At 71.9% G+C, this 26,475-nt stretch carries 22 protein-coding genes and 1 tRNA gene; 15 read left to right on the top strand and 8 right to left on the bottom strand.

Annotated elements, in window-relative coordinates; genetic code table 11:
- Positions 1 to 14: 14 nt before the first annotated feature.
- Positions 15 to 1,022, bottom strand: coding sequence for an ABC transporter ATP-binding protein (locus QUV83_RS15975; RefSeq protein WP_289565914.1), 1,008 nt, complete (start codon positions 1,020 to 1,022; stop codon positions 15 to 17).
- 77 nt (positions 1,023 to 1,099) lie between these two features.
- On the opposite strand from QUV83_RS15975, the gene QUV83_RS15970 reads away from it, so the two are divergent.
- The 3 genes from QUV83_RS15970 to QUV83_RS15960 all read left to right on the top strand — a co-directional run bounded on the left by QUV83_RS15970 (position 1,100) and on the right by QUV83_RS15960 (position 4,346).
- Positions 1,100 to 1,882, top strand: coding sequence for a sulfite exporter TauE/SafE family protein (locus QUV83_RS15970; protein WP_289565913.1), 783 nt, complete (start codon positions 1,100 to 1,102; stop codon positions 1,880 to 1,882).
- Positions 1,883 to 1,989: 107 nt separating this feature from the next.
- Complete coding sequence (locus QUV83_RS15965) at positions 1,990 to 3,279, top strand: aspartate kinase (protein ID WP_289565912.1); 1,290 nt, start codon at positions 1,990 to 1,992, stop codon at positions 3,277 to 3,279.
- Positions 3,280 to 3,281: 2 nt separating this feature from the next.
- Positions 3,282 to 4,346 (top strand): aspartate-semialdehyde dehydrogenase, encoded by a 1,065-nt coding sequence (locus QUV83_RS15960; RefSeq protein WP_289565911.1) that lies wholly within the window; start codon positions 3,282 to 3,284, stop codon positions 4,344 to 4,346.
- A gap of 67 nt (positions 4,347 to 4,413) precedes the next feature.
- Here QUV83_RS15960 and QUV83_RS15955 read toward each other — a convergent pair whose 3' ends face one another.
- On the bottom strand, positions 4,414 to 5,250 hold the full coding sequence (locus tag QUV83_RS15955; RefSeq protein WP_066584126.1) for a phosphotransferase: 837 nt from the start codon (positions 5,248 to 5,250) through the stop codon (positions 4,414 to 4,416).
- Between the two features lie 113 nt (positions 5,251 to 5,363).
- Here QUV83_RS15955 and QUV83_RS15950 point away from each other — a divergent pair, with 113 nt between their 5' ends.
- The 9 genes from QUV83_RS15950 to QUV83_RS15910 all read left to right on the top strand — a co-directional run bounded on the left by QUV83_RS15950 (position 5,364) and on the right by QUV83_RS15910 (position 16,010).
- A complete protein-coding gene (locus QUV83_RS15950; RefSeq protein WP_289565918.1) occupies positions 5,364 to 5,780 on the top strand; it encodes a GntR family transcriptional regulator in 417 nt (138 codons plus the stop codon).
- On the top strand, positions 5,777 to 6,700 hold the full coding sequence (locus tag QUV83_RS15945; protein WP_289565910.1) for an ATP-binding cassette domain-containing protein: 924 nt from the start codon (positions 5,777 to 5,779) through the stop codon (positions 6,698 to 6,700). The genes QUV83_RS15950 and QUV83_RS15945 overlap by 4 nt, the downstream gene beginning before the upstream one ends.
- Positions 6,697 to 7,476, top strand: a complete 780-nt coding sequence (locus QUV83_RS15940; protein WP_289565909.1) for a hypothetical protein — start codon at positions 6,697 to 6,699, stop codon at positions 7,474 to 7,476. The genes QUV83_RS15945 and QUV83_RS15940 overlap by 4 nt, the downstream gene beginning before the upstream one ends.
- Positions 7,477 to 7,547: 71 nt before the next feature.
- On the top strand, positions 7,548 to 8,543 hold the full coding sequence (locus QUV83_RS15935; RefSeq protein WP_289565908.1) for an ABC transporter ATP-binding protein: 996 nt from the start codon (positions 7,548 to 7,550) through the stop codon (positions 8,541 to 8,543).
- Between the two features lies 1 nt (position 8,544).
- Positions 8,545 to 9,321 carry an ABC transporter permease gene (locus tag QUV83_RS15930; RefSeq protein ID WP_289565907.1) on the top strand — a complete coding sequence of 259 codons (777 nt, stop codon included), beginning with the start codon at positions 8,545 to 8,547 and terminating at the stop codon, positions 9,319 to 9,321.
- Between the two features lie 296 nt (positions 9,322 to 9,617).
- Complete coding sequence (locus QUV83_RS15925; protein ID WP_289565906.1) at positions 9,618 to 12,620, top strand: glycoside hydrolase family 48 protein; 3,003 nt, start codon at positions 9,618 to 9,620, stop codon at positions 12,618 to 12,620.
- 179 nt (positions 12,621 to 12,799) lie between these two features.
- Positions 12,800 to 14,260: a sensor histidine kinase gene (locus QUV83_RS15920; RefSeq protein ID WP_289565905.1), complete on the top strand. Its 1,461-nt coding sequence runs from the start codon at positions 12,800 to 12,802 to the stop codon at positions 14,258 to 14,260.
- On the top strand, positions 14,248 to 14,928 hold the full coding sequence (locus QUV83_RS15915) for a response regulator transcription factor (protein ID WP_289565904.1): 681 nt from the start codon (positions 14,248 to 14,250) through the stop codon (positions 14,926 to 14,928). Before QUV83_RS15920 ends, QUV83_RS15915 begins: the two co-directional genes overlap by 13 nt.
- Positions 14,925 to 16,010, top strand: a complete 1,086-nt coding sequence (locus tag QUV83_RS15910; RefSeq protein ID WP_289565903.1) for a DUF4097 family beta strand repeat-containing protein — start codon at positions 14,925 to 14,927, stop codon at positions 16,008 to 16,010. The genes QUV83_RS15915 and QUV83_RS15910 overlap by 4 nt, the downstream gene beginning before the upstream one ends.
- An 87-nt stretch (positions 16,011 to 16,097) precedes the next feature.
- On the opposite strand, the gene QUV83_RS15905 is transcribed toward QUV83_RS15910, so the two are convergent.
- The 5 genes from QUV83_RS15905 to QUV83_RS15885 all read right to left on the bottom strand — a co-directional run bounded on the left by QUV83_RS15905 (position 16,098) and on the right by QUV83_RS15885 (position 24,569).
- Positions 16,098 to 16,171 (bottom strand) — tRNA-Pro (locus QUV83_RS15905).
- 77 nt (positions 16,172 to 16,248) lie between these two features.
- A complete protein-coding gene (locus tag QUV83_RS15900; RefSeq protein ID WP_289565902.1) occupies positions 16,249 to 17,202 on the bottom strand; it encodes a metallophosphoesterase in 954 nt (317 codons plus the stop codon).
- Positions 17,202 to 19,610 carry a transglycosylase domain-containing protein gene (locus QUV83_RS15895; protein WP_289565901.1) on the bottom strand — a complete coding sequence of 803 codons (2,409 nt, stop codon included), beginning with the start codon at positions 19,608 to 19,610 and terminating at the stop codon, positions 17,202 to 17,204. The genes QUV83_RS15900 and QUV83_RS15895 overlap by 1 nt, the downstream gene beginning before the upstream one ends.
- Positions 19,611 to 19,716: 106 nt before the next feature.
- Positions 19,717 to 22,155 carry a penicillin-binding protein gene (locus tag QUV83_RS15890; protein WP_289565900.1) on the bottom strand — a complete coding sequence of 813 codons (2,439 nt, stop codon included), beginning with the start codon at positions 22,153 to 22,155 and terminating at the stop codon, positions 19,717 to 19,719.
- A 53-nt stretch (positions 22,156 to 22,208) separates the two neighbouring features.
- Positions 22,209 to 24,569 carry a transglycosylase domain-containing protein gene (locus tag QUV83_RS15885; RefSeq protein WP_289565899.1) on the bottom strand — a complete coding sequence of 787 codons (2,361 nt, stop codon included), beginning with the start codon at positions 24,567 to 24,569 and terminating at the stop codon, positions 22,209 to 22,211.
- Positions 24,570 to 24,788: 219 nt separating this feature from the next.
- On the opposite strand from QUV83_RS15885, the gene QUV83_RS15880 reads away from it, so the two are divergent.
- The 3 genes from QUV83_RS15880 to QUV83_RS15870 are packed head-to-tail and all read left to right on the top strand — an operon-like array spanning position 24,789 to position 25,730.
- Positions 24,789 to 25,088, top strand: a complete 300-nt coding sequence (locus tag QUV83_RS15880; protein WP_289565898.1) for a WhiB family transcriptional regulator — start codon at positions 24,789 to 24,791, stop codon at positions 25,086 to 25,088.
- 10 nt (positions 25,089 to 25,098) lie between these two features.
- Positions 25,099 to 25,260 carry a DUF4177 domain-containing protein gene (locus QUV83_RS15875; protein ID WP_289565897.1) on the top strand — a complete coding sequence of 54 codons (162 nt, stop codon included), beginning with the start codon at positions 25,099 to 25,101 and terminating at the stop codon, positions 25,258 to 25,260.
- The gene (locus tag QUV83_RS15870; RefSeq protein ID WP_289565896.1) at positions 25,257 to 25,730 is read left to right on the top strand and encodes a RidA family protein; all 474 of its coding nucleotides are present in this window, start codon (positions 25,257 to 25,259) and stop codon (positions 25,728 to 25,730) included. The genes QUV83_RS15875 and QUV83_RS15870 overlap by 4 nt, the downstream gene beginning before the upstream one ends.
- A 63-nt stretch (positions 25,731 to 25,793) precedes the next feature.
- Here the strand turns inward: QUV83_RS15870 and QUV83_RS15865 are convergent, their stop codons facing one another.
- On the bottom strand, positions 25,794 to 26,471 hold the full coding sequence (locus QUV83_RS15865; RefSeq protein WP_289565895.1) for a Crp/Fnr family transcriptional regulator: 678 nt from the start codon (positions 26,469 to 26,471) through the stop codon (positions 25,794 to 25,796).
- Positions 26,472 to 26,475: the final 4 nt, after the last annotated feature.

The raw sequence follows: 26,475 nt of genomic DNA, 5'->3' as shown, positions 1-26,475 counted from the left end.
ATGCGTGATGGTGCTCATCGCCGCTCCTCGTCGAGGGTCAGGTAGGCCTGCTCGAGCTCGCCGCCCACGGGCGCCAGCGACGTGACGGGCACCCCGGCGCCGACGGCGTCGCGCACCAGTTGGGCTGCGCCCGCGTCACCGCCGACGGCGAGCAGCACGCCGCCGGGCGCGTCATCGGGCGAGCCCGGTGGTGGCGCGTCGTCGTCGGGCTGCCATGCCGAGCCCGTGGACGCGAGCCAGCGGGTGAGCGCGCCGTAGGACAGCGACCGCAGCCGCCAGGTGCGCTGTGCGGGCGCGCGGCCCGCGAGGGCCTGTGGGGTGACGGTGCGCCCACGGGAGAGGAACACCGCGTCGTCGACGAGCTCGTCGAGCTCGGACAGCACGTGGCTTGAGACGAGCACGGTGCAGCCCTGCTCGGCGAGCGACCGCAGGAGCACGCGCAGGTCCACGCGCGATCGGGGGTCGAGGCCGCTGGCCGGCTCGTCGAGCAGCAGCACCTTCGGGGAGTGCACGAGCGCCCGGGCGAGGCCCAGCCGCTGCTTCTGACCGCGCGACAGGACGCTCGCCGGGCGGTCGGCGTACTCGGCCAGGTGCACGGTCTCGAGGAGCTCCGCGACCCGGGCCTGCGCGCTGTCGCGGGGCAACCGGTAGGCCGCGGCGTAGGTGGTCAGCACCTCGCGGGCGGTGAGCGAGTCCCAGGTGCCGAACGCGTCGGGCATCCAGCCGGTGAGGGCCCGGGCGGCGCCGCCGTCGGTCACGGGGTCATGGCCGCCGACGCGCACGTGGCCCGCATCGGGCACCAGCAGCCCGGCGAGCACCAGCAGCAGCGTCGTCTTGCCGGAGCCGTTGGGCCCGATGAGCGCCGTGACGCGCCCCGGGCGGGCGTCGAGGTCGACGCCATCGAGGGCGCGGACGGCGCCGAACGAGCGGGCGACTCCCCGCACGACGATCCCCGCGTGGTCGGCCGGGGAGGCGCCCGGGACCGGCCCGGGGGTGGCGGTGCTCTCGACGGTGGGAGGCATCTGCCCAGGCTAGGGGCCCGCGGTCGTCGCGTCCGGTGAATCCTGCGGGGAGGATGTGACAGATACGGTGGCGAACCATGACGATCTCGGGCCTCGAGCTGACCGCCGCCACGTTGGCGCTGTTGGTGCTGGCCGCGTTCGCCGCCGGGTGGGTTGACGCGGTCGTCGGCGGAGGCGGGCTGCTGCAGCTCCCCGCGCTGCTGCTCGTGCCCGGCATCTCGCCGGTGCAGGCCCTGGCGACGAACAAGGTCGCGGGCATCCTCGGCACGTCAGTCAGCGCGGCGACGTTCTACCGGCGGGTGCAGCCGGGGCTGGCCACGGCCGGCCCGATGGCGCTCACGGCCCTGGTGGGGGCTGGCGGTGGCGCGGCGCTCGCCGGGGCGCTCCCGGAGGGCGTGTTCCAGCCGGTGATCCTGGTGGCCCTGGTGACGGTGGCCGTCTACACCGTGGCGCGGCCGCAGGTGGGCAGGGCCACCGAGTTGCGGTGGCGGGGTCGCCGGCACCTGCTGGTGGCGCTCGGTCTGGGCGCGGTGATCGGCGTCTACGACGGGCTGCTGGGGCCGGGCACCGGGTCGTTCCTGGTGATCAGCCTGGTGAGCGTGCTCGGGTACGGGTTCCTCGAGGCGTCGGCGCAGGCCAAGATCGTCAACGCCGCCACCAACCTCGGCGCGCTGATCGTGTTCACGCTGCAGGGGGCGCCGCTGTGGGCGCTGGGCCTGGTGATGGGCGTCGCGAACATCGCGGGCGCGTACACGGGCGCCCGGATGGCCGTCGCCCGGGGCAGCGCTTTCGTGCGCGTGGTGTTCGTGGCGGTGGTGGGCGCGCTGATCGTGAAGTTGACCGCCGATCTGCTGGGCTGACCGGTCAGTCCGCCATGCGAACCTGGGGGAGTCCGACGTCTGGGCCGTCCTAGACTCGACGGGTCCGTGAGCACGACCCGTTCGACCCCCTGTCCGGAGACACCAACGTGGCCCTGATCGTGCAGAAGTACGGTGGTTCGTCCGTCGCAGACGCCACCGGCGTCAAGCGCGTGGCGAAGCGCATCGCCGAGTCCAAGCGTGCCGGGAACGACGTGGTCGTGGTCGTCTCGGCCATGGGCGACACCACCGACGAGCTGATCGACCTGGCCAACGAGATCACGCCGCTGCCGCCGTCGCGCGAGATGGACATCCTGCTGACCGCAGGCGAGCGCATCTCCATGTCGCTGCTCGCCATGGCCATCGCGAACCTGGGCGTCGAGGCGCGCTCGTTCACGGGCCAGCAGGCCGGGGTCATCACCGACGACGTGCACGGCAAGGCCCGCATCATCGACGTGACGCCCAGCCGCATCCAGGCCGCTGTCGACGACGGCGCCGTGGCGATCGTCGCGGGCTTCCAGGGCGTCACCCAGCACACCAACGACGTGACGACCCTCGGCCGTGGCGGCTCCGACACCACGGCCGTGGCGCTCGCGGCAGCGCTCAACGCCGACGTGTGCGAGATCTACAGCGACGTCGACGGGGTCTTCACCGCCGACCCGCGCATCGTGCCGACAGCGCGCAAGCTCGACCGGATCAACTACGACGAGATGCTCGAGATGGCGGCGAGCGGCGCCAAGGTGCTCGTGCTGCGCTGTGTCGAGTACGCCCGCCGGTACAACGTCCCGATCCACGTGCGCTCCTCGTTCTCCGCGCACCCCGGGACGATGGTCATGAACTACGAGCCCGCCGAGGGCGCCGACGAGGGAGCAGACGTGATGGAGCAGCCGATCATCGCGGGGGTCGCGCACGACAGCAGCGAGGCCAAGATCACCGTCGTGGGGGTGCCGGACGTGCCGGGCACCGCCGCGCACATCTTCGAGGTCGTCGCCGGGTCCGGCGCGAACATCGACATGATCGTGCAGAACGTCTCGGCCGCCGCGACGGGCCTGACGGACATCTCGTTCACGCTGCCGGCGACGGACGGGACCGTGGCGATGACCGCGCTCAGCGAGAACCAGGGCGACATCGGGTTCGAGTCGCTGCAGTACGACGACACGATCGGCAAGCTCTCGCTGATCGGCGCGGGCATGAAGTCGCACCCGGGGGTCTCCGCGCGGCTGTTCGCCGCGCTCTCCGCAGCGGGCATCAACATCGAGATGATCTCCACCTCGGAGATCCGCATCTCCGTGGTCACGCGGTCCGACCAACTGGCAGATGCCGTGCGTGCGGTGCACACGGCGTTCGATCTGGACAGCACCGAAGACGAGGCCGTGGTCTACGGCGGGACGGGGCGTTAGTCATGGCAGCAGGTTTGCGGGTCGGAGTCGTCGGCGCGACAGGGCAGGTGGGCGCCGTGATGCGCCGGCTGCTCGAGGAGCGCGACTTCCCGGTCGCTGAGATCCGGTTCTTCGCGTCGGCCCGCTCGGCGGGCACCACCCTGCCGTGGAAGGGCACGGAGGTCGTCGTCGAGGACGCCGCCACCGCCGACCCCTCGGGGCTGGACATCGCGCTGTTCTCCGCCGGTGGAGCCACGTCAAAGGCCCAGGGGCCGCGGTTCGCCGCCGCCGGCGTGACGGTCATCGACAACTCGTCGGCGTGGCGCATGGACCCCGACGTTCCGCTGGTCGTCTCGGAGGTCAACCCCGAGGCGGTGCGCGAGGCGTCCAAGGGCATCATCGCGAACCCGAACTGCACCACGATGGCCGCGATGCCGGTGCTCAAGGTGCTGCATGACGAGGCCGGGCTGCGCCGCATGATCGTCTCGACGTACCAGGCGGTCTCCGGCTCCGGGCTCGCCGGCGCCGCCGAGCTCGACGGCCAGGTCCGTGCCGCCGTGGAGCAGGACACCCTGGCGCTGGTGCACGACGGCTCCGCGCTGGAGCTGCCCGCGCCCGAGAAGTACGTCGCGCCGATCGCGTTCAACGTGGTCGCGCTCGCGGGCAACCTGGTCGACGACGGGTCCCTCGAGACCGACGAGGAGCAGAAGCTCCGCAACGAGTCCCGCAAGATCCTGGGCCTGCCCGAGCTGCTCGTCTCGGGCACGTGCGTGCGGGTGCCGGTGTTCACGGGCCACTCGCTGTCGGTCAACGTCGAGTTCGACGCGCCGCTGACCGTCGCCCGCGCCCAGGAGCTGCTGCTCCACGCGCCGGGCGTCGAGCTGGCCGGGGTGCCGACGCCGTTGGCCGCCGCCGGTGGCGACACGTCGCTGGTGGGCCGGATCCGCCAGGACCCGGGCGTCCCGGACGACCGCGGCCTCGCGTTGTTCATCAGCAACGACAACCTGCGCAAGGGCGCGGCGCTCAACGCCGTGCAGATCGCCGAGCTCATCGCCGCCGACCGCCTGGCGGAGGGCGTCTCCGCCTGAGGAACGTCAGTCGAACGGCCCCGACACCCGACTCAGGGCGCCGGGGCCGTTCTGCGTTCAGGCCTGTTCAGGCGAGTAGTGCGGCCGTGATCGCCGGCCCGTGCTCGACGAGCCACGCCTCGCGGCGGCGGATCACGTCGCCGACCCCGTCGGCCCACATGCGCGCCCATCCGCCGCCGTCTGCCTCGGCCCGGTGGCGCATGACGTGCCACGAACGCCGGGACCGCAGCACTGTGACGTCAACCAGTCGGGCGCGGGCGTCGAGGCCCAGCCCGTAGGCGTCGGCGAACACCCGGCAGCGGCGCGGCACGTCGGCGTCGGCCAGCTGCGGGTCGCGGTCGTGGGGGTCCGCGAGCGGCGCCCAGTGCGTGAGGGCGTTGACGACCTCGTCGAGCCGGGTGGCGGGTCTCGCGAGGTCGAAGTCGATCAGGGCGACTGCCCTGCCGTCGCGGAACACGACGTTCTCAGGCGTGACGTCCATGTGCCCCACCAGCTCAGGCGGGTCGAGCGTGGCGGCTCGCACGTCCGGGTGCTCGATGGCGGGCCCATCGAGCACGGATCCGGGTGGGGGGATGAACCCGGCTATCGCGTCGTCGTAGTGGCGCAGCAGGCGTGCGACGGACCGGAGCCGGTCCTCGTCGGCCGCCCAGCGGGGCCGGGGCCGCCCGGCGACCTCGCCCTCGATGAAGGTGAGGACCTCCCGGCCCTGCTCGTCGACGCCGAGGAGTCGTGGGGCGCCGTCGAAGCCGACCTGTTCGAGGTGGCGCAGCAGCGCGTGCACCAGCGGGGAGTGTGGCCCGAGCGGCCTGCGCACGGTGTCGCCAGCGCGGACGACGCCGACCGTCACGTCGCCGCCCAGCAGCGGGATCTCCTCGACGGGGTCCGTGTGCTGCCAGGCGCGCATCGTCGAAGCCTGGTGGACGCGCGGGCGCGAGGGCAACCCTCTTGCGCCTCCGCACGTGCTGTGGTTCATTAGTGGAGTAACGAACCAACGAACGAACGAGAGGGGTGAACGCCATCTTCGACGGCCGGGACCCCATCTACCTGCAGATCGCCGACCAGATCCGCGACGACATCCTCGATGGCGCGCTGAAGGAGGAGGACCAGGTCATGTCGACGACCCAGTACGCCACGACCTACCGCATCAACCCCGCCACCGCCGCCAAGGCCTTCGCCGAGCTCGTCGATGAGGGAGTCCTCTACAAGCGGCGCGGCGTCGGGATGTTCGTCGCCACCGGCGCCCGGGCAGCCCTCGCCGCGCGAGGCCGGGAGCGGTTCTTCGCCGATGTGCTCGACCCCGCCGTCCAGGAGGCCCGCCGGCTCGGCATCGACCTCGAGGACGTCATCGCCCGGATCCGGCTCGACGCCGCCGCGCAGCCCGCGCCCGACGAGAGCGCCACCACAGACGAGAGCACCCCCGGAGGAGAGTCATGAGCGGCTTCGGCGTCCAGGTCCGCGACCTGACCGTCCGCTACGGCAGCGAGACGGCCCTCGACCGCGTGAGCCTCGACATCAACCCCGGGACGATCACGGGCCTGCTGGGCCGCAACGGCTCCGGCAAGACGACGCTGCTGTCGGTGCTGGCGGCCTTCCGGCGCCCGACGTCCGGGAGTGTGCTCGTCGACGGCGAGGACCCCTGGGAGAACCCCCGCGTGATGGCGGGCATCGGACTCGTCCGCGAGGGCGGCGACTGGCTCGACGACCGCATCAGCGCGTCGATCGACTACCTGGCGGGCAGCAGGCCGCACTTCGACCGCGACCTCGCGGAGCGGCTCCTCGACACCTTCAAGCTCAACCCGCGCGCCAAGCGGACGGCGCTCTCGCGCGGGCAGAAGTCGGCGATGAGCGCATCCCTGGGCATCGCCGCCCGCACCGAGCTGACCATGCTCGACGAGGTCTACCTGGGGATGGACGCCCCGTCCCGGTACGCCTTCTACGACGCGCTGCTCGCCGACTACCTGGAGCACCCGCGCACCATCGTGCTCTCGAGCCACCTCATCGACGAGATCGACAGGCTGTTCGAGGACGTCGTCATCCTGCAGGACGGCACGGTGCTGCTGGCCGAGGGCGCCGACGAGCTGCGGTCGCGGGGGACCACAGTCACCGGGCCCGCCGAGAAGGCCGCGGCGTTCGCCGTCGGGCGCGACGTGGTCGGCCGCCAGGAGCTGGGCCCGACGCTGCGGCTCACCCTGTTCGGCGACCCTCGGCCCGGCGATGTCGCCCAGGCGCGCGAGCTCGGCGTCGACCTCGGCCCCGTCGACCTCCAGGACTTGTTCGTCCACCTGACTGCCGAGCCCACCGACCGCGCCCAGCGCGGCACGGGCTCCGACCGGAAATCCGAGGTGCCCCGATGAGCGCCGTCGTCGCCCGCCCCGCCGCGCGTCCCGTGCGCCGCAGCCCGCTGGCCCGCACGATCCGGCACCAGCTCGCCGCGCAGTTCTACGTCGGCGCCTGGTTCTGGGCGATCATCCTGGCCGGCGTGGTCGTCGCGACCGTGATCGCCTCCAGGTTCGGCCCTGTCGAGGTCAGCATCATGCAGTACGCCCGGCAGGGCACGCTGTGGTTCCCGTTCTCGATGATGATCTTCATCGTGGCCGCGGGCCTCACCCCGCATGTCGCGGCGGGCATGACCCGGCGGTCGTTCGCCGCCGCCGCTGCGGTGGTGAGCCTGATCGTGGCCGCGGCCAACGCACTGGTGCTCGTGGGGCTGCTGCAGGTCGAGCGCGCCGTCTACGCCGCCGCGGGGTGGACGCAGTCGCTCACGGACGGCGGGCTGGACCTCGTCTCGTCCACCACCGACGTGGGGCCTCTGTTGGTCGCGCTCGTGGTCACCGGCGCGGCGGCCACCGCCAGCGGCCTGCTGGTGGGCGTCGTCTACTACCGGGTCGGCGGCTGGTGGGGGACGTTGACCCTGCCGCTCACGGTCGGGCCCATCCTCGTCGCCGGCCAGCTCCTGTCCGGGACGATCGGCCCGTTCGGCGTCCCGGTGCTGGGCGAGGACACCTGGGCCATCGACACCGCATCCGGCCTGGCGCTGCGCACAGCGGTCTCCGTCGCCCTCATCGCGATCCTGCTAGCCGTCTTCAACCGGCTCACCCGAGGCGCACCCCTGGGCAAGCCAGTCGTCTGAGCCCGCCCCCGTCACCTTCGAGCAATCCCGAGCACTGCCGAGCCCTTGGGCTCCCGTCGAGAGGATCCGCCATGTCAGCGACACCCGTGATCCAGGTGGAGCACCTGCGCAAGGCCTACGGCAGCAAGGTGGCCGTGGAGGACGTCAGCCTGACCGTCGCCCGCGGGGAGATCGTGGGCATCCTCGGCCCGAACGGCGCCGGCAAGACCACCACCGTGGAGTGCCTGGCCGGCCTGCGCGTGCCCGACTCCGGGCGGGTGCGGGTGCTGGGCCTGGACCCGCAGGCCGACAAGGCGCGCGTCAAGGAGGTGCTCGGCATGCAGCTCCAGGAGAGCGAGCTGCCCGCCAAGCTCAAGGTCCGCGAGGCCCTCGACCTGTACGCGTCGTTCTACGCCGACCCTGCCGACCCGGCCGCCCTGCTCGCCGACCTGGGCCTGACCGAGCGCGCCGACGCCCGGTTCGAGCAGCTCTCCGGCGGGCAGAAGCAGCGGCTGTCGGTGGCGCTGGCCCTCGTCGGCAACCCGCAGGTCGCAGTGCTCGACGAGCTGACCACGGGCCTCGACCCGCAAGCCCGACGCGACACCTGGGGGCTCGTCGAGCGCATCCGCGACCGCGGCGTCACGGTGCTGCTGGTCACCCACTTCATGGAGGAGGCCGAGCGGCTCTGCGACCGGGTGGTGCTCATCGACGCGGGCCGCGTGATCGCCACCGGCACACCCGCCGAGGTCGCCGAGCGGGCGAGCGGCGGCCAGCACCTGCGGTTCCGCGCGTCGGCCCCGGTGCCGGCGAGCGTCATCGAGGCGCTGCCCACCGTCACCTCGGCGCAGGGCCCCGACCCGGTCGGGGAGTACGACGTGCGCGGCACGGGATCCGTGGTCCAGGACGTCCTGGTCGAGCTCGCCGGCCGGGGCGTCACCGCCGACACGGTGCGGGTCGAGGGCGGCACGCTGGACGACGCCTTCGTGGCCCTCACGGGCCGCGCCCACGCGACGGAGAACGGCGCCGCTCAGAACGGCGCCACCAAGAACGCCACCACACCGCCCGCCACCACACCGTCGGAGGTCTGACATGTCTGCCACAGCCACCAGCCCTCAGGTCCTGGGCCGCCTCACCATGACGGAGGCGCGGCTGTTCGCCCGCCAGCCCTCCGCGTGGTTCTTCAGCCTGCTGTTCCCGGTGGTGCTGCTCCTGGCCCTCGGGCTCCTGATGCCGTGGGCCGATCAGCCCTTCGACGACCGCGACCCGGTGCTGTCCCAGATCAACGGCATCACCGGCTACACACCGACGGTGCTGGCCCTCGCGATCGGCACCGTCGCGTACTCCACGCTGCCGGCGGTGGTGGTCGCCTACCGGGAGAAGGGAGTGCTGCGCCGGCTGGCCACCACCCCGCTGCCGGCGTCGCGGCTGCTCACCGCGCAGCTCCTGGTGCTGGGCGCCACGCTGATCGCCGCCGCCGGGCTGGCCGTCGGCGCAGGTTTCGCGGTGCTCGACGTGTCGCTGCCGGCCGACCCGCTGGTGGTGCTGCTGGCCTTCGTCCTCGCGGCGGCGGCGTCGCTCGCGGTGGGCTGCCTCATCGCGGCGCGGGTCGGCTCGGTGGGCGGCGCCACGGGCATCGGCATGACTGTGTACTTCGTGTCGCTGTTCTTCGCCGGCGTGTGGATGCCATTGCCGCTGATGCCGGAGGTGGTGCAGACCATCAGCGAGTGGACGCCGCTGGGCGCCGCGTCGCAGGCGCTGGCCGCCGGCTGGTACGGCCAGGCGTTCCCGGCCCTCGAACTGGCGGTGATGGCGGGGTGGACGGTGCTGCTGGTGCCGCTCGCGGCGAAGCTGTTCCGCTGGACGTGACCGCCCGGCAGCACGTTCCCACCTGAGTCCCACCTGAGTCCCATCTGAGTTCCCGAAACGCTTCACGCACTAGTGCGACAGGGCCCGCCTGCTGAGGGTGGGTCCTGTCGCCCGCTGGGCGCGCCGGAGCGGGCCTGGCGATGCTGCCCTCCCCGCCCGGCGCGCAGGACGACACAGCAGATCGCGCTCGTCCGTCCGGCGCGCGCCCGTGCGCGTCGGCAGCGTGTCTCGCAGTCCGCACCCTCCGGCCTTCCTCCGGAGGGCGGCTGCGCGTCCTCCGGAGAAAGGGAACTCTCGTGTCTCGACACACCCGTCGACGCTCGCCCTGGCTGGCCTTGGCCGCCGTGGGCGCGGCGTCGTGCGTCGCCTTGGCGGGGATCGGGCCCGCGTTCGCGGCGCCACCCGCACCAGCCGCGGTCGTCGCCGCGGCGCCTGTGAAAACCGCGGTGACCACCGCGTCCACCGAGTACGCACAGCGCTTCCTGGACCTCTACAACGAGATCCACGACCCCGCGAACGGCTACTTCAGCCCGCAGGGCATCCCGTACCACTCGATCGAGACGCTCATCGTGGAGGCGCCCGACTACGGGCACGAGACCACCTCGGAGGCGTACAGCTTCTGGATGTGGCTCGAGGCGAGCTATGGCCAGGTCACCGGTGACTGGGAGCCGTTCAACGCCGCGTGGACCACGATGGAGAAGTACATGATCCCGCAGGCCGCGGATCAGCCCACGAACTCGTTCTACGACCCGTCGAAGCCGGCGACGTACGCCGCCGAGTACGACCACCCGAGCAAGTACCCGTCCCAGATCAACTCGGGCGTGGCCTCCGGCGTCGACCCGATCGGCGCGGAGCTCAAGTCCACGTACGGCACGTCGGACGTGTACGGCATGCACTGGATCGCGGACGTCGACAACAAGTACGGCTTCGGCGGCAGCCCGGGCGGCGGCTGCAACACGGGCCCCGCGTCCACGGGCACCTCGTACATCAACACGTTCCAGCGCGGCACGCAGGAGTCCGTCTGGGAGACCATCACCCAGCCGTCCTGCGACAACTTCAAGTACGGCGGGACGAACGGCTACCTCGACCTGTTCACCAAGGACGCGAGCTACGCCAAGCAGTGGAAGTACACCAACGCCCCCGACGCCGACGCGCGCGCCATCGAGGCCGCGTACTGGGCGCACACCTGGGCCAAGGCGCAGGGCAACGAGTCGAAGATCGCCGCGACGGTGGCCAAGGCCGCCAAGATGGGCGACTACCTGCGGTACTCGCTGTTCGACAAGTACTTCAAGAAGATCGGCTGCACGGCGCCGAGCTGCGCCGCGGGCACTGGCCGGGACAGCGCGCACTACCTGCAGTCCTGGTACTACGCCTGGGGCGGCGCGACGGACACCTCCGCCGGGTGGGCGTGGCGCATCGGCTCGAGCACCAGCCACTTCGGCTACCAGAACCCGATGTCGGCGTGGGCTCTGTCGAACGTCTCGGTGCTGACGCCGAAGTCGCCCACCGCCAAGGACGACTGGTCCAAGTCGCTGGACCGCCAGCTCGAGTTCTACCAGTGGCTGCAGTCCGCCGAGGGCGGCATCGCCGGTGGCGCGACGAACAGCTGGGGCGGCGGGTACGGCGCCCCGCCGGCCGGCACCTCGACGTTCTACGGCATGGGCTACCAGGTGGCGCCCGTGTACAGCGACCCGCCCAGCAACCAGTGGTTCGGCATGCAGGTGTGGTCGATGGAGCGCGTCGCGGAGCTCTACTACGCGACGGGTGACGCCCGGGCCAAGAAGCTGCTGGACAAGTGGGTCCCGTGGGCCATCGCGAACACGGAGGTCAACGCGAACGGCACGTGGGCCATCCCGGCCACGCTCGGCTGGTCCGGCCAGCCGGACACCTGGAACGCCACGAGCCCCGGGACCAACGCCGGCCTGCACGTGACGGTCGTCGACAAGGGCCAGGACGTCGGCATCGCCGGCGACTACGCCAAGCTGCTCACCTACTACGGCGCGAAGTCGGGCGACGCGGCCGCGAAGTCCACGGCCAAGGCCCTGCTCGACGTCATGTGGGAGAACAACCGCGACGACAAGGGCATCTCCACCACGGAGACCCGCGAGGACTACAAGCGGTTCGACGACGTCATGACCGGCACCACCGGCGACGGCGTCTACGTGCCGTCCGGCTGGTCGGGGAAGATGCCCAACGGCGACGCCATCAAGCCGGGCGTCAGCTTCCTGGACATCCGCTCCTGGTACAAGAACGACCCGGACTGGCCCAAGGTCCAGGCCTACCTGGACGGCGGCCCGGCGCCGGAGTTCAACTACCACCGGTTCTGGGCGCAGGCGGCGATCGCCACGGCGATGGCCGACTACGACCGGCTGCTGGGCACGCCCACCACGCCTGACACCACGGCGCCGACGGTCCCCACGGGCCTGACCTCGCCGTCGAAGACCGCGACGAGCGTGTCGCTGTCCTGGACCGCGTCCACCGACGCGGTGGGCGTCACCGGGTACGACGTGTACCGGGGGACCACCCTGGTGGGCACGGCCACGGGCACGACGTACACCGACACGGGCCTGACGGCCTCGACGGCGTACTCGTACACGGTGCGGGCCAAGGACGCGGCGGGGAACATCTCGGCGCCGTCCACGGCCCTGGCGGTCACGACCTCGGCGACGGGCGGCGACACCACGGCCCCGACCGTCCCGACCGGCCTGACCTCCCCGTCGAAGACCGCGACGAGCGTGTCGTTGTCCTGGACGGCCTCGTCCGACGCCGTCGGCGTCACCGGGTACGACGTGTACCGGGGGACCACCCTGGTGGGCACGGCCACGGGCACGACGTACACCGACACGGGCCTGACGGCCTCGACGGCGTACTCGTACACGGTGCGGGCCAAGGACGCGGCCGGGAACATCTCGGCGCCGTCCACGGCCCTGTCGGTCACCACCAACGCCGGGCCCACCCCGACGCCCACGGTGACCACCGCCCCGACCTCTAGCTGCAAGGTGACGTACACCGCCAACAGCTGGAACACCGGGTTCACCGCGTCGGTGAAGGTCACCAACACGGGCACGACGGCGCTGTCGGGCTGGACGCTCGGCTTCGCGTTCCCGTCCGGCCAGAAGGTCACCCAGGGCTGGAGTGCGAACTGGTCGCAGTCCGGCACGCAGGTGACCGCGGCCAACGCCGCCTGGAACGGCAACCTGGCGGCGGGCGCGAGCGTCGACATCGGGTTCAACGGCTCGCACACCGGCGTGAACACCGCGCCGTCGGCGTTCACCGTGAACGGCGCCGCGTGCAGCTGACCCCCGGCTGAGCGCAGCGTCATCAGCACCACCCGCAGGGGCCGGTCCGCGAGGGCCGGCCCCTGCGGCGTGTGACGACCCACCGGCATGCCCACCGGCACAGGTAGGGGAAACCCCACCCCCGACTCGGGGGTGGGCAGGCTGGGACTGCGCAGGTCAGCGGCCCTACCGTCGTCCACATGGAGAACACGACCACCGCGGCGCAGGCCGCACCCACCGGCGGGCCCGGGCCAGGGACCGCCGCGCCCGCGCCCCCTGTGGCGCCACCCCGCCCTCCCGCCAGCCAGGCAGTGGGCATCGACGAGGACCTCGCCCACGTGGCCCCTGCCCTGCGCGGCGGGCACGCGCTCATCCTCGCCCCGTGGGCGGGGGCGACCTGGCGCGCGGTGTCGCAGCTCACCGTCGGCTTCTTCGTGCTCACCGTGGCGGGCGTCCTCGCTGCGTCGGTGGTGCCGACCTTCGCGGCCCTGTCGATCATTGGCGTGGGCCTCCCGCTGCTCGCCGCGTCACTGGTCCTCACCGACCCGTTCGCGGCGGTCGAGCGGGCCCGGCTCGAGGCCCAGCTCGGCGTCCGTGTGGCCGCGCCCGTGCGGCGCCCCGCGACCAGCAAGCCCGGCCGTGGGCGGCTGCTGACGGTGCTGACCGACGGGCGCCGATGGTCGGCCGTGGCCTACGCCGTCGTGGGCATGGTGCTGATGTGCGTCCAGGTGATCGTCGCCTGGGGCGGGCTCGGCTACTCGCTCGCCGCGATCGCGCTGCCCGTGTACCGCTCCGCCACCGAGCTCTCGTCGAGCCAGGCGATGCTGTGGATCGCCGTGGGCATCGTCGGCGTCTGGGCGACGTCATGGGCCACGCAGGGGCTCGCCCTGGTGCACGTGCGCCTCGCCCGGACGCTGCTCGGCCCAGGCCGGCGCGGCGAGGTCGAGGAGGCCCGCGCCCAGGCCGCCGTCGCCCAGGAGGAGGCCGCCGCGGCCCAGGAGCGCGTCGAGATGGCGCGGGTCCGGGCCGAGCACCTCACCGAGACGCGCACCCGTGCCGTGGGCGCCGCCGACACCGAGCGGCGCCGCATTGAGCGCGACCTGCACGACGGCGCGCAGCAGCGGCTCGTGGCCCTCGGCGTCGAGCTGGGCGCCGCCAAGCGCGCGGCCGCAGCCGACCCCGACGCGGCGCGTGACGCCATCGACCACGCGCACCGCGAGGTCAAGGAGGTGCTCGCCGAGCTGCGCGACCTGGTGCGTGGCATCCACCCCGCAGTCCTCACCGACCGCGGCCTCGACGCGGCCCTCTCGGCGCTCGCGGCCCGCAGCCCCGTGCCGGTGGAGGTGGACGTGCCCGACACCGACGCGCTCGCGGCGTGCACGCCTGCCGCGCAGGCCGCCGCCTACTTCGTCACCGCCGAGGCGCTGACCAACGCCGCCCGGCACGCCGGCGCGAGCCTGGTCCGCCTGGACGTGCGCGTGAGTGGCGACATGCTGCGCCTGGAGATCGCCGACGACGGCCACGGCGGCGCCGTCGAGCTGCCCGGCAGCGGGCTGGAAGGCCTGCGCGGGCGGGTCGAGGCCCTCGACGGCACCTTCCATCTGGAGAGCCCCGCGGGGCACGGCACACGTTTGGTGGTGGAGGTCCCATGCGCATCGTGATCGCCGAGGACTCGGTCCTGCTGCTCGACGGCCTGACGCGGCTGCTCACCTCCGAGGGGCATGAGGTCACTGGCCATCGCACCGCCGACGACGCGGTGGCGGCCCTGGGCCGGCCCGTCGGGCCCGGGCACACACTGCCCGACCTGCTGGTGACCGACGTCCGGATGCCCCCCACGCACACCGACGAGGGCCTGCGCGCCGCGGTGCACCTGCGCAGCGTGCACCCGACCCTGCCGGTGCTCGTCCTGTCCCAGTACGTCGAGCAGCGCTACGCGTCCGAGCTGTTCGCCGGTGATGTGCGGGCCCTCGGCTACCTGCTCAAGGACCGCATCGCGGACGTCGACGAGCTGCTCGACGCCGTCGGGCGGGTGGCCGGGGGAGGCACGGTGATCGACCCCGAGGTCGTCGCCCAGCTCCTCGCCCGCGCCCGGCGCCCCGTCCTGGAACGCCTCACCGCCCGTGAGCGGGAGGTCCTGGCCCTGATGGCGGAAGGGCGGTCCAACGCCGCCATCGCCGAACGACTCGTGGTCGGCACCGCCGCCGTCGAGAAGCACGTCACCTCCATCCTGACCAAGCTCGAGCTCACGCCCGGCGCCGACGACCACCGCAGGGTGCTCGCCGTGCTGCGCTACCTGGAGCACGCACCCCACCGAGGAGAACTCTCATGAGCACGCCCACCCTGACGCCCGTCGAGCATGGGCGCCCTGACGAGCGGCCCGGCCAGCGGCCGGCACAGCGCGCTCTGCTGTGGACCGGTGGCGTGCTCGGCGCCGCGCTCATCGCCTGGTGCGGCCTCCAGGCCGCCGACCTGTTCGCGACGAGCCCCGAGACCAAGGACCACGACTACGGCGCAGCCGGCACTGTCGAGCTGATGGCAGACGGGCCGGTCACCGTCAGCGTCGGCGCGGACGACGCGGTGCTGGTGACGGAGCGCAACCGCACCGGCTTCGGCGACAGCACCTACACAGGCGACTTCACATCGACCAACGGCAAGGGCCGGCTCGTCGTGGAGAACCGGTGCGACCGCTGGTGGGGGAGCACCAGCTGCCAGGCGGGCCTCGACGTGACAGTCCCGGCAGGCACCGCGGTGATCGTCCGCTCGACGTTCGGCGCGGTGGCGGTCTCCGACGTGTCCGGGCCGGTCGAGGTCCGCACCGGGGACGGGCGCGTCGAGGTGAGCGACGTGGACGGCGACGTGCTGGCCGCCACCGGCTCCGGCGCGGTGCTCATCGACGGGGTGCGCGGGAGCCTGTCCGCGACCACCTCGGACGGCGCCGTCGAGGTCGCGAACGTCACGGGCGACGTGCTCGCACGCTCCGGCTCGGGCAAGGTGCTCGTCGACGGCGGACGCCAGGTCGAGGCCCGGACCCTCGACGGCGCCGTCACCGTCACCGCCTCCCGTGGGGCGGTCAGCGCGACCTCGGGCTCGGGAGCCGTCAGCGTCGAGGACGTGGCGGGCGACGTGGAGGCGAAGACGTCCGACGGGGCCGTGCACGTGCAGTCCGTGGACGGCAACGTGAACGCCGACTCGGGCAGCGGCAGCGTGCAGGTCGAGGGAGCGCGCGGTGACGTGACCGCGACGACGTCCGACGGCCCGGTGACGGTGCGCGGCGCCGGCGACCCGGTGGTGCTGACCATCTTCACCAGCGACGGCCGGACCACCGTCGAGGGCGCCACCGACCCCACCGCGCGGCGGGCCGTGGTCATCCGATCGGGCAGCGGCGACGTGGCCTACCTCGGCCCCCGCTGACCCCTCCGTCCCGGCGCCGCCGCCCGGGAACGGCGAAGGCCCCTGATCTCGCGTCTCCGCAGATCAGGGGCCTTGCTGTCTCACCGGTCGGGGTGGCGGGATTCGAACCCACGACCTCTTCGTCCCGAACGAAGCGCGCTACCAAGCTGCGCCACACCCCGGTTGAGCCTGGCCAGAATAGCCGACGATGTGCCCAGCGACGAAACCGGCTGTTCAGCGCCCTGCCAGGGCTTGCTGCTCAGCCCTCCGCGGCGACGAGCGTCAGCACCGTCGCCTCGGGCCGGCAGGCGAACCGCACCGGCGCGTAGGGCGACGTGCCGAGCCCGGCGGACACGTGCAGCCAGGTGGACCCGGCGCCGCCGGGGGAGTCGGGCCGGGCGCCCGGCCAGCCGTGCAGGCCCTTGGCGCGGCGCCTGTCCAGGTCGCAGTTCGTCACCAGCGCGCCGTACACCGGCACGGCGAGCTGTCCGCCGTGGGTGTGCCCCGCGATGATCAGGTCCGCGCCGTCGTCCTGCATCTCGTCGAGCACGCGGCGGTAGGGGGCGTGCGCGACACCGAGGTGCAGGTCGGCGGCGGGCTCGTCGCGCAGCCCGGCGATGTCCGGGGTGGTGTCACGGCCGGGGAACCGGTCGAGGTCGAGGTGCGGGTCGTCGACCCCCACCAGTGAGAGCCGCCGGCCGGCCACGTCCAAGGTGTCCCGCCGGTTGGTCAGGTCCTTCCAGCCGGCCGCGCGGAACCGTGCGGCGAGCTCGCGCCACGGCAGCTCGATGGACGCCTTGGTCTGCGGCAGGCGCGCGTCGGGCAGCAGGTACCGGGCCGGGTTCTTCGCCGACGGCGCGAAGTAGTCGTTCGAGCCCATCACGAAGGCGCCCGGCTTGGCCAGGTGCGGCTCGAGGGCCTCCAGGAGCGCCGGCATCGCCTCGAGGTGCGCCCAGTTGTCCCCGGTGTCGATCACCAGGTCCACGTCGAGCGAGGCGAGGTCCCGCACCCAATCGATCTTGCGCTGCTGGCCGGGGGTGAGGTGCAGGTCGGACAGGTGCAGGATGCGCAGCGGGTCCTGGCCGGCGGGGAGCACCGGCACGGTGACCTCGCGCAGCGCGTACCAGCGCACCTCCACCAGGGAGGCCCAGGCGAGGGCCCCGGCGCCGGCGAGCGCGAGGCCGCCGATGGCCTGCCGGGCGGCGGGCGCCATCAGCGGTCGCCCCCGCCGTTGTTCCCGTTGTCGTTCCCGTTGTTGCCGTTGCCGCCGCCGGGCCCCTGGTTCTGGCCGTCGCCTGAGCCCTCGGGCGCCTGCCCGTTCGACAGGGTCAGCGTGATGTACGAGCCCTTGGTGGCGGCCCCCGTCAGCGACTGCGACGCCACGGCCCCGGCTGCGACGGTCGACGGGATCTGCTCGGTGGCGACCTTGACGCTGAACCCGGCCGCGCGCAGCGCCGACGTGGCGGCCTCCTGCGACTGGCCGACGACGTTCGGCACGGGGATCTGCACGCCGTGCAGGAGGGTGCTGTCCACGCTGTTGAACGCCGGCACGTCCTTGCCCGCCATCGCCTGCGTCATGAACCGCTTCCAGGTGGGCGCGGCCACCGTCGAGCCGTACATGTACCGCACGTACGAGCCGTTCACCGTCAGCCGCTGCACCGGGATCATGCCCTCGCTGTAGCCGACCCAGACGGCCGCGGAGCGCAGCGGCGTGTACCCGACGAACCAGGTGTTCTCGTTGCGAGTGGTGGTGCCCGTCTTGCCTGCCGAGGCGAACGGCGGGGCGCCGACGGCCTTGGCGGTGCCGGACCACACGTTGCTCATCGCGTAGTTCATCGCGTCGGCGATCTGCGGCTCGATGGCCTGCGTGCAGTTCGCGCTGGGGATCGGGATCTCGGCGCCGGACGCGTCGGTGACGCGGGTGATCGCGACGGGCTCGCAGTAGACGCCGCCCGAGGCGAAGGTCGCGAACGCGGCGGCCATGGTGAGCGGGGCCACCGAGTCGGAGCCGAGCACGTTGGCGGGAACCACGTTGAAGTCCTTGCCGCTGGCCTGGTGGATGCCCAGGCTCTTGGCGCCGTCCATGATCGCGCACAGGTCGAGCTGGGTGGCCATCGCGATGAACGCGGAGTTCACCGAGTTGCGGGTCGCGTCGAGCACCGACATGACGCCGCTCTTGCCGCCCTCGGCGTTCCCGAACTTGTAGGTGTCGGTGCCGAGCTGCGTGCACGACGCGGTGAACTCGCGCTGCGGGTACGACATCCGGGTGCCGTCCACGTACTCGCTGAGGCTGTGCCCCTGCTTGAGCCACTCGAGCAGCGTGAACGCCTTGAACGTCGAGCCGGGCGCGAAGCCAGTCGACCCGCCATAGGCCTGGTCGGTGTTGTAGTTGACCGAGGTCTCGCCGGCGACGCCGGAGTTCACGGCGCTGTACGTGCGGTTCTGCGCCATCGCGGTGATCTTGCCGGTGCCCGGCTCCACCACGGACATCGCGTGCGCGACCCCGGAGCGGTCGTTGACCGGGATGCCGGCCTTGACCTCGGTGTCGGCGATGGCCTGCTCGGCGGGGTCCAGCGTGGTGGTGATGGTCAGCCCGCCGCGGTACAGCAGGTCGAGGCGCTCCTCCTCGGTCTCACCGAAGGCCTCGTTGTTCTTGATGACCTTGACCACGTAGTCGCAGAAGAAGCCGGAGCCCGGGACTGCCTGATCGGCGGACATGCAGCCGAGCCGCGGCTCCTGCGGCTGCAGGGTGTCGCCGATGGGGGTGGCGATCCCGGCCTCGTACTCCTCGGGGGTGATGACCCCCTGGGCCTTCATGAGCTGCAGGACGATGTTGCGCCGCTTCTGCGAGTTCTCCGGGTTCTTGATCGGGTCCCACTTGGTGGGGCTCTGCGTGACGCCCGCGAGCGTGGCGGCCTGCAGGTACGTCAGATCGGCGGCCGACGTGGAGAAGTACTTCTGCGCGGCGGCCTCGACCCCGTAGACGGAGATGCCGAACTGCGCGATGTTCAGGTAGTTCTCGAGGATCTGGTCCTTCGTGGCGACCTTCTCCAGCGAGATCGCCAACTTGGCCTCACGCAGCTTGCGGGAGTACCCCTCGATGCCCTCCGACTCGGTGGCCGCCGCGATCCCCTCGGCGTCGCCGTTGCGGACCGCCGTCTCCAGCAGCACGTTCTTCACGTACTGCTGCGTGAGCGTGGAGGCGCCCTGGGTGACGTTGCTGGCCGCGTTCTTCACTGCGGCGCGCAGCATGCCGGTGGGGTCGATGCCGCCGTGCTCGTAGAACCGCTTGTCCTCGGTGGCGATCACCGCCTGCCGCATCACGGGGGCGATCTCGTCGAGCGGCACGACGATGCGGTCCTCGGCGTAGAACTCCGCGAGCACGTTGCCGTTCGCGTCGAGCATCGTCGACTTCTCCGACAGCGGCTTGACGACCAACTCGGACGGGAGGTTGTCGAAGGCGCTCACGGTGATGTCGGTGGTGCCCTTCGCCACGGCTATGGCGGGGAGCAGCGTTCCCGCCGTCAGCAGGCCGCCGACTCCGGCGGTCAGCACGAACGCGAGGAGCAGGGCTGTCGCCTGGGCGAGGTTGACCTGGCGGCCGCGGGGGGAGGGAGCCATGGTTCGTAGGGTACGTGAGGAGCCCGGACGCGCCTGATCGGCGCGGCCGTCGCCGCCGGACCTGCACGGCACTGCCACATGGTCTCGACGCGGTGCTCACCCGGGCTCAGTCCCGATTGCCACCCCCGGGGAGGCCCGGCAGGCTCGGGAATCCGGGGTTGCCGGGGTTGCCCGGGCCTCCCGGGTTGCCGGGCCCCGATCCGCCCTGACCGTTCGACAGGCGCAGGGTGATGACCGATCCCTTCACGGCGCTGCCGTTCGGCGACTGCTCGGCCACATGCCCCGCCTGCAGGCTCGATCCCACCTGGTCGGGCGAGACGGAGACGCTGAAGCCGGCGGCCTTGAGGGTGGCGGTCGCGGCCTCTTGGCTCTGCCCGATCACGGACGGCACGAAGACCTTCTCGCCGTACACCTCCTTGTCACGCGCCGGCGTGAACTCGGGGACCTCCTGGCCCTCCATCGCCGGGTCCATGAAGGAGCGCCAGATGGGGCCCGCGATGGTGGCGCCGTAGACGTACCTCTCCCTCTTGCCCTTGACGTAGATCTCATGCGCCGAGCGCGTCGCGTCGTGGTACCCCACCCACACGGCGGCCGCGCGCAACGGCGTGTACCCCGCGAACCAGGTGTGCTCGTTGAACGAGCTCGTGCCGGTCTTGCCCGCAGACGTGTACGACGGGCTGCCGAGCTTGCTGGCCGTGCCGGTCCACACGTTGCTCAGCGCATGGGTCATCGCGGCGGTGATGTGCGTCTCCACCGCCTGGTGGCAGTCGGCGCTGGGCACGGGCAGCTGCTCGCCCGAGGGCTTCACGACCGAGAGGATCGCGATGGGCTTGCAGTAGGTCCCGTCGGCGGCGAGGGCGGCGTACGCGGCGGACATCGTCAGCGGCGCGACCTCCGCGGTGCCGAGGATGCTGCTCTGCTGCACGGGGAGGTTGGTGCTGCCGTCCGCCCGGGGCACGGCCATGTGGATGCCCACCGACTCCGCGCCCTCGACCATCGCGCACAGGTCCACCTTGCTGCCCATCGCGATGTACGCGGAGTTCACCGAGTTCTTGGTGGCGTCGAGCACGCTCATGGTGGTCCACGAGCCTCCCTCCGCGTTGCCCGGCGTCCAGGCCTTCCCGCCGCTGTCGACGAGCTTGGTGCACGGCGCGTTGAACTCCTTGGCCGGCCAGGACTTGCGCGACCCGTCGATGTACTCGCCCAGGCTGTGGCCCTCCTTGAGCCACTGCATCAGCGTGAACGGCTTGAACGTGGAGGCGGGCTGCATGCCGCGCGAGCCGCCGTACTGGTGGTCGGTGTTGAGGTTGAGGGCGGTCTGCCGGTTCTCGCCGCCGGTGGGCACGTACTCCCAGTTCTGCGCCATCGCGGTGATGTGCCCGGTGCCGGGCTGGACCACGGAGAACGCCGTGGACAGGTCGTCGGGGCTGTCAGCGGGCAGCCACTCGTCGACCGCCGCCTTGGCGAGCGTCTGCTCACGTGGGTCCAGCGTCGTGGTGATCGTCAACCCGGTGCGGTAGAGCAGGTCCTTGCGGGCCTGCTTGTCCGGGCCGAAGACGGGGTCGTTCATGATGATCTTGGTGACGTAGTCGCAGAAGTACCCAGAGCCCGCGACCACGGTGTCGGCCATCTTGCAGGCCTCCTTCGGGCGCTGGATGTTCAGGGTGTTCGCCAGCGGGGTGGCCACGCCCGCGTCGTGCTCCTCCTGCGTGATGAGGCCCTGCTGCCGCATCAGGCTCAGCACCGTGTCGCGACGCTGCTGGGAGTCGGTGAGGTCCTCGATGTTCTTGGCCGGGTCGTAACGGCCCGGGGCCTTGGTGATCCCGGCGATGGTGGCGGCCTCGAGGTAGTTGACGTCCGAGGCCGGCTTGCCGAAGTAGTACTCGGAGGCGGCCTCGACGCCGTACACCGAGGCGCCGAACGCGGCGATGTTGAGGTAGCCCTCGAGGATCTTCTCCTTCGTGGTCTCCTTCTCCAGCGAGATCGCGAGCTTGGCCTCCCGCAGCTTGCGGCTGTACCCCTCGGTGCCCTCGGCCTCGCGCGCGTCAGCCACCGCCGCGCGGTCGTCCTGGCTCTTCGCGGTCTCGATCAGCACGTTCTTCACGTACTGCTGGGTCAGCGTCGACGCGCCCTGCGTGGACTCCGTCGCCGAGTTCTTCACCACGGCGCGGAGCATGCCCATGGGGTCCACGCCGCCGTGCTCGTAGAAGCGCTTGTCCTCGACCGCGACGACTGTCTTCTGCAGGATCGGCGCGATGGCCTCCAGCGGCACGACGATCCGGTTCTCGATGTACAGCTCGGCGAGCAAGGTGCCGTCGGCGGCCAGGATGGTGGACTTCTCCGGCAAGGGCTGGATCTCGAGTTCCGACGGCAGCCCGTCGAAGGCCGTCACCGTGATGTCGGTGGTGCCCTTCGCCACCGCGACCACGGGGATCACGAGGCCCGCCGTGACCAGCCCCCCGGCGCCCGCGGCGAGGGCGAACGCGAGGAGCAGGGCTGTCGCCTGGCCGAGGTTGACCTGGCGGCCACGGGGGGAGGTAGCCATGCAGGGGAGAGTAGCGGGCGCCTCCCATATCCGGACAGGGTGGGCCTTTCGCGTCACCCGTCCTCGGCATCGGGCAGGGATGCCGAGCGGTCGGGCGGGGACGAGCCGTTCGACGGGTGGAGCGTCACAGTCGAGCCCATCTCCGCGACGCCCGTGACGTCCTGGGCGCCCACCGTCCCCTCGCCCGTGTGGGCGGGCACGGGATCGCCCACGACGACCTCGAACCCGACGGACTGCAGCAGGGCCGTGGCCTCGTCGAGCCCGTGGCCCACCAGCTCGGGCACCGCCACGGGGTTGTCAGGCGTCACGACCCGGCCCGATGTTCCGAATCCCGGGACCGTCCGACCCTCCATCGCCTGGTCCATGTACCGCACCCACGTGGGCCCGGCGATCGTGGCGCCGTACGTGTACTTGATCTGCTTGCCGTTGATCATCATGTTCTGCACGGGGATGAAGCCCTCGCTGAACCCCACCCACACGGCGGCGGAGCGCAGCGAGTTGTATCCCACGAACCAGGTGTCCTCGTTGTGGCTCGTCGTCCCCGTCTTCCCCGACGCCGGATAGGGGCGGGCGCCCAAGGACTTCCCCGTGCCGCTCCACACATTGCCCAGCGCGAAGTTGAGCTGTGCGGCGATGGGCGGCTCGACCACCTGCGAGCAGGCGGCGTCCGGCACCGGGAGCTGGGAGCCGTCGGGCAGGGTGACGTTCGTGATCGCGACGGGCTTGCAGTAGACCCCGCCCGCCGAGAACGCCGCGAACGCCGCGGCCATGCGCAGCGGCGCCACGGACTGGCTGCCGATCACGTTGGCGGGCAGCGGGTCGAACGGCTTGCCGTTGCCGCCCTGCACGATCCCCAGGCTCGCGGCGCCCTCCATGATCGAGCACAGGTTGAGCTTGGTGGCCATCGCGATGTAGGCCGAGTTCACCGAGTTCTGGGTGGCGTCGAGCACCGTCATCGGGCCGCTCGCGCTGCCCTCCGCGTTGCCGAAACTGTAGATCTCGGTCCCCACCCGCCTGCACGGAGCCGCGAACGCCCGGATCGGGTAGGACATCGGGCTGGCGTCGACCACCTCGTCGAGGGTGTGCCCCTCGCGGAGCCACTGCAGCAGCGTGAACGGCTTGAACGTCGAGCCGGGGGCGAACCCGCTGGAGCCGCCGTAGCCGGTGTCGGTGTTGAAGTTCGTCGCGGTCTGCCGTGCCGGCGCCTCACTCGTGTTGTTGTACACGCGGTTCTGCGCCATCGCGGTGACCCGCCCCGTGCCGGGCTCCACCACGGAGATCGCCGACGAGACGCCGGACGGGTCGTCCACCGGGATGCCGTTCTTCACCTCGGCGTCCGCGAGCGCCTGCTCACGCGGGTCGAGGGTGGTGGTGATCGTCAGGCCACCCCGGTACAGCAGCTCCAGGCGGTCGTCCACGGTCTCGCCGAAGGTCGGGTCGTTCTTGATGATCTTGGTGACGTAGTCGCAGAAGAAGCCGCTGCCGGGCACCTGGTCGCCCGCGGCCATGCAGCTCAGCTTGGACGCCTGCGGGCGCAGGTAGTCGCCCAGCGGGGTCGCCACACCGCGGGCGTGCTCGTCGGCGGTGATGTACCCCTGCGCGAGCATCAGGCCCAGCACCACGTCCCGGCGGGACTGCGACGCCTCGGGGTTCTTCACCGGGTCCCACTTGGTGGGGCTCTGCGTGACGCCCGCGAGGGTCGCCGACTCCAGGTAGTCGAGGTCGGACGCGGGCTTGCTGAAGAAGCGCTGCGCCGCCGACTCCGCCCCGTACACCGCGATGCCGAACTGGGCGATGTTGAGGTAGCCCTCGAGGATCTCCGCCTTGGTGTTGGCGTTCTCCAGCGCCACCGCCAGTTTCGCCTCGCGGAGCTTGCGGCCGTACCCCTCGGTGCCCTCCGCCTCGCGCGCGTCCGCGGCGGCGGCGCGGTCGCCCTCACGCAGCGCGGACTCGATGAGCACGTTCTTCACGTACTGCTGCGTGAGAGTGGACGCGCCCTGCGTGTCGCTGCCCGAGGCGTTGCGCGCCACCGCGCGCAGCATGCCTGTCGGGTCGACGCCGCCGTGGTGGTAGAACCGCTTGTCCTCGGTGGCGATCACGGCCTGCTGCATGATCGGCGCGATGGACTCGAGCGGGACGGCCTTGCGGTCCTCGGCGTAGAACTCCGCGAGGATCGTCCCGTCGGCCGCGAGCATCGTCGACTTCTCCGAGACCGCCTTGACGTCGAGATCCGCCGGCAGCGAGTCGAAGGCCGTCGAGGTGACCCCGGCCGACCCCTTGAGCGCCGCGACGGCCGGCAGCACCAGCCCGGCCGCGAGCAGCCCGCCAACCCCGGCGAGCAGGGTGAAAGCGATCAGCAGAGAGATCGCCTGAGCAAGATTGACCTGACGGTCCCACGCTGGTCTAGCCCCCATTGAAAGAGCGTACGTGCGCATCCGGGAGCCCACCCGGCGAGTGTGCGGGGCCCTGCGGAGCGGCACGTCGGCGGCGTGGGAAGGCTCCCATTAGTAGCCCGGATTGACCCGATCGGAGGATGTCCAGGAGGCAGGAAAGGCGTTACGGTCCCGGTGGACGCCGTGGTGGCGTCCGCTGGGCCGCCGCTCGCCGACGGTGGCCGAAACAAGGGAGCTCGCGTGGGAACGACGCTGCAGGACGCACATTGGGCGGCATTCGCGGCCTGCGGACTGGGCAAGGTCTCACCCGATGCGCTCTTCGTCGAGGGCGCCGCGCAGCGCGAGGCGCGTGCGGTGTGCACGGGATGCCCGGTGCGCCTCGAGTGCCTGGCCGACGCGCTCGACAACCGCATGGACTTCGGCGTCTGGGGCGGCATGACCGAGCGTGAGCGCCGCGCGCTGCTCCGCCGCCGGCCCGATGTGCGCTCGTGGAAGTCCGAACTGGTGATCAGCGGAGACGTCGCGCTGGCGGCGCACTAGGGTGGCGGCCATGGCCACCCAGTGGGAGTACGCAACCGTTCCGCTCATCATCCACGCCACCAAGGCGATCCTCGACCAGTGGGGCTCCGACGGGTGGGAGCTCGTCCAGGTGATCCAGGGGCCCGACGCCGGGCTCGTCGCCTACCTCAAGCGCCAGAAGGCCACCGCGTGACGGCCGCGCCCTCGCAGCGCCTGGCCGACCTCGGCCTGGTGCTGCCGGCGGTCGCCGCGCCCGTCGCGGCCTACGTGCCGGCGGTGCGCTCCGGCGACCACGTCCACACCTCCGGGCAGCTCCCGTTCATCGAGGGCGCCCTGCCCGCCACCGGCAAGGTCGGCCAGGGCCCCGGGCTCGTGTCGCCGGAGGAGGCGCACGGGCTCGCGCGCACCGCCGCGCTGAACGCGATCGCCGCGGCGGCCGCCGTCGCCGGGGGAGTCGACCACATCGTCCGCGTGGTCAAGGTCGTCGGCTTCGTGGCCAGCGACCCCGCGTTCACCGGTCAGCCCGGCGTGGTCAACGGCGCTAGCGAGCTGCTGCACGAAGTCTTCGGCGCGGCAGGCGTGCACGCCCGCTCAGCCGTGGGCGTCGCGGTGCTGCCGCTCGACTCGCCGGTCGAGGTGGAGATCGTCGTCGAGGTCGGCTGACCTCAACGCGCACTCGGCCTCAACGCCTCGACCTCAGCGCGCTCGACCTCAGCGGGCGCTCGATCAGCGGGCGCGGCGCTCGAGGCGGTCGACGTCGAAGAGCACGATGGCGCGTCCCTCGCGGCGGACCCAGCCACGCGCGGCGAAATCTGCCAGCGCCTTGTTGACCGTCTCGCGGGACGCGCCGACGAGCTGTGCGAGCTCTTCCTGCGTCAGGTCGTGGGCGACGCGGATCCCCTCGTCGACGGTCTCGCCGAAGCGGGTCGACAGGTCCAGCAGGGCCTTCGCGACGCGGCCGGGGACGTCGGAGAACACCAGGTCCGCGAGCGCCTCGTTGGTGCGGCGCAGTCGACGCGCCAACGCGCCGAGCAGGTGCTTGGCGACGGTCGGGTTCGCCTCGAGCCACGCGATGAGCTCGAGGTGCCCGAGCTCGAGGATGGCGCCGTCGGCGACGACCGTGGCGGTGGCGGTGCGCGGGCCCGGGTCGAACAGCGACAGCTCGCCGAACATCTCGCCTGGGCCGAGCACGGCCAGCAGGTTCTCGCGGCCGTCATTGGACCGGCGGCCGAGCTTGATCTTGCCCGACCGGATCACGTACAGCCGGTCGCCCGGCTCGCCCTCGTGAAAGAGCACCTCGCCGCGCGACACCTCGACCTGGGTCATCGACGCGATCAGGGCGCTCGACGCCTCGGGATCCATGTTCGCGAACAATGGCGCCGACAGCACGACGTCGTCCTCCACGCTG

This window comes from Cellulomonas cellasea (assembly GCF_030372105.1).
In the GTDB taxonomy this organism is placed as follows: Bacteria; Actinomycetota; Actinomycetes; order Actinomycetales; family Cellulomonadaceae; genus Cellulomonas_A; species Cellulomonas_A cellasea_A.
This window is presented reverse-complemented; position numbering and strand designations above follow the sequence as displayed.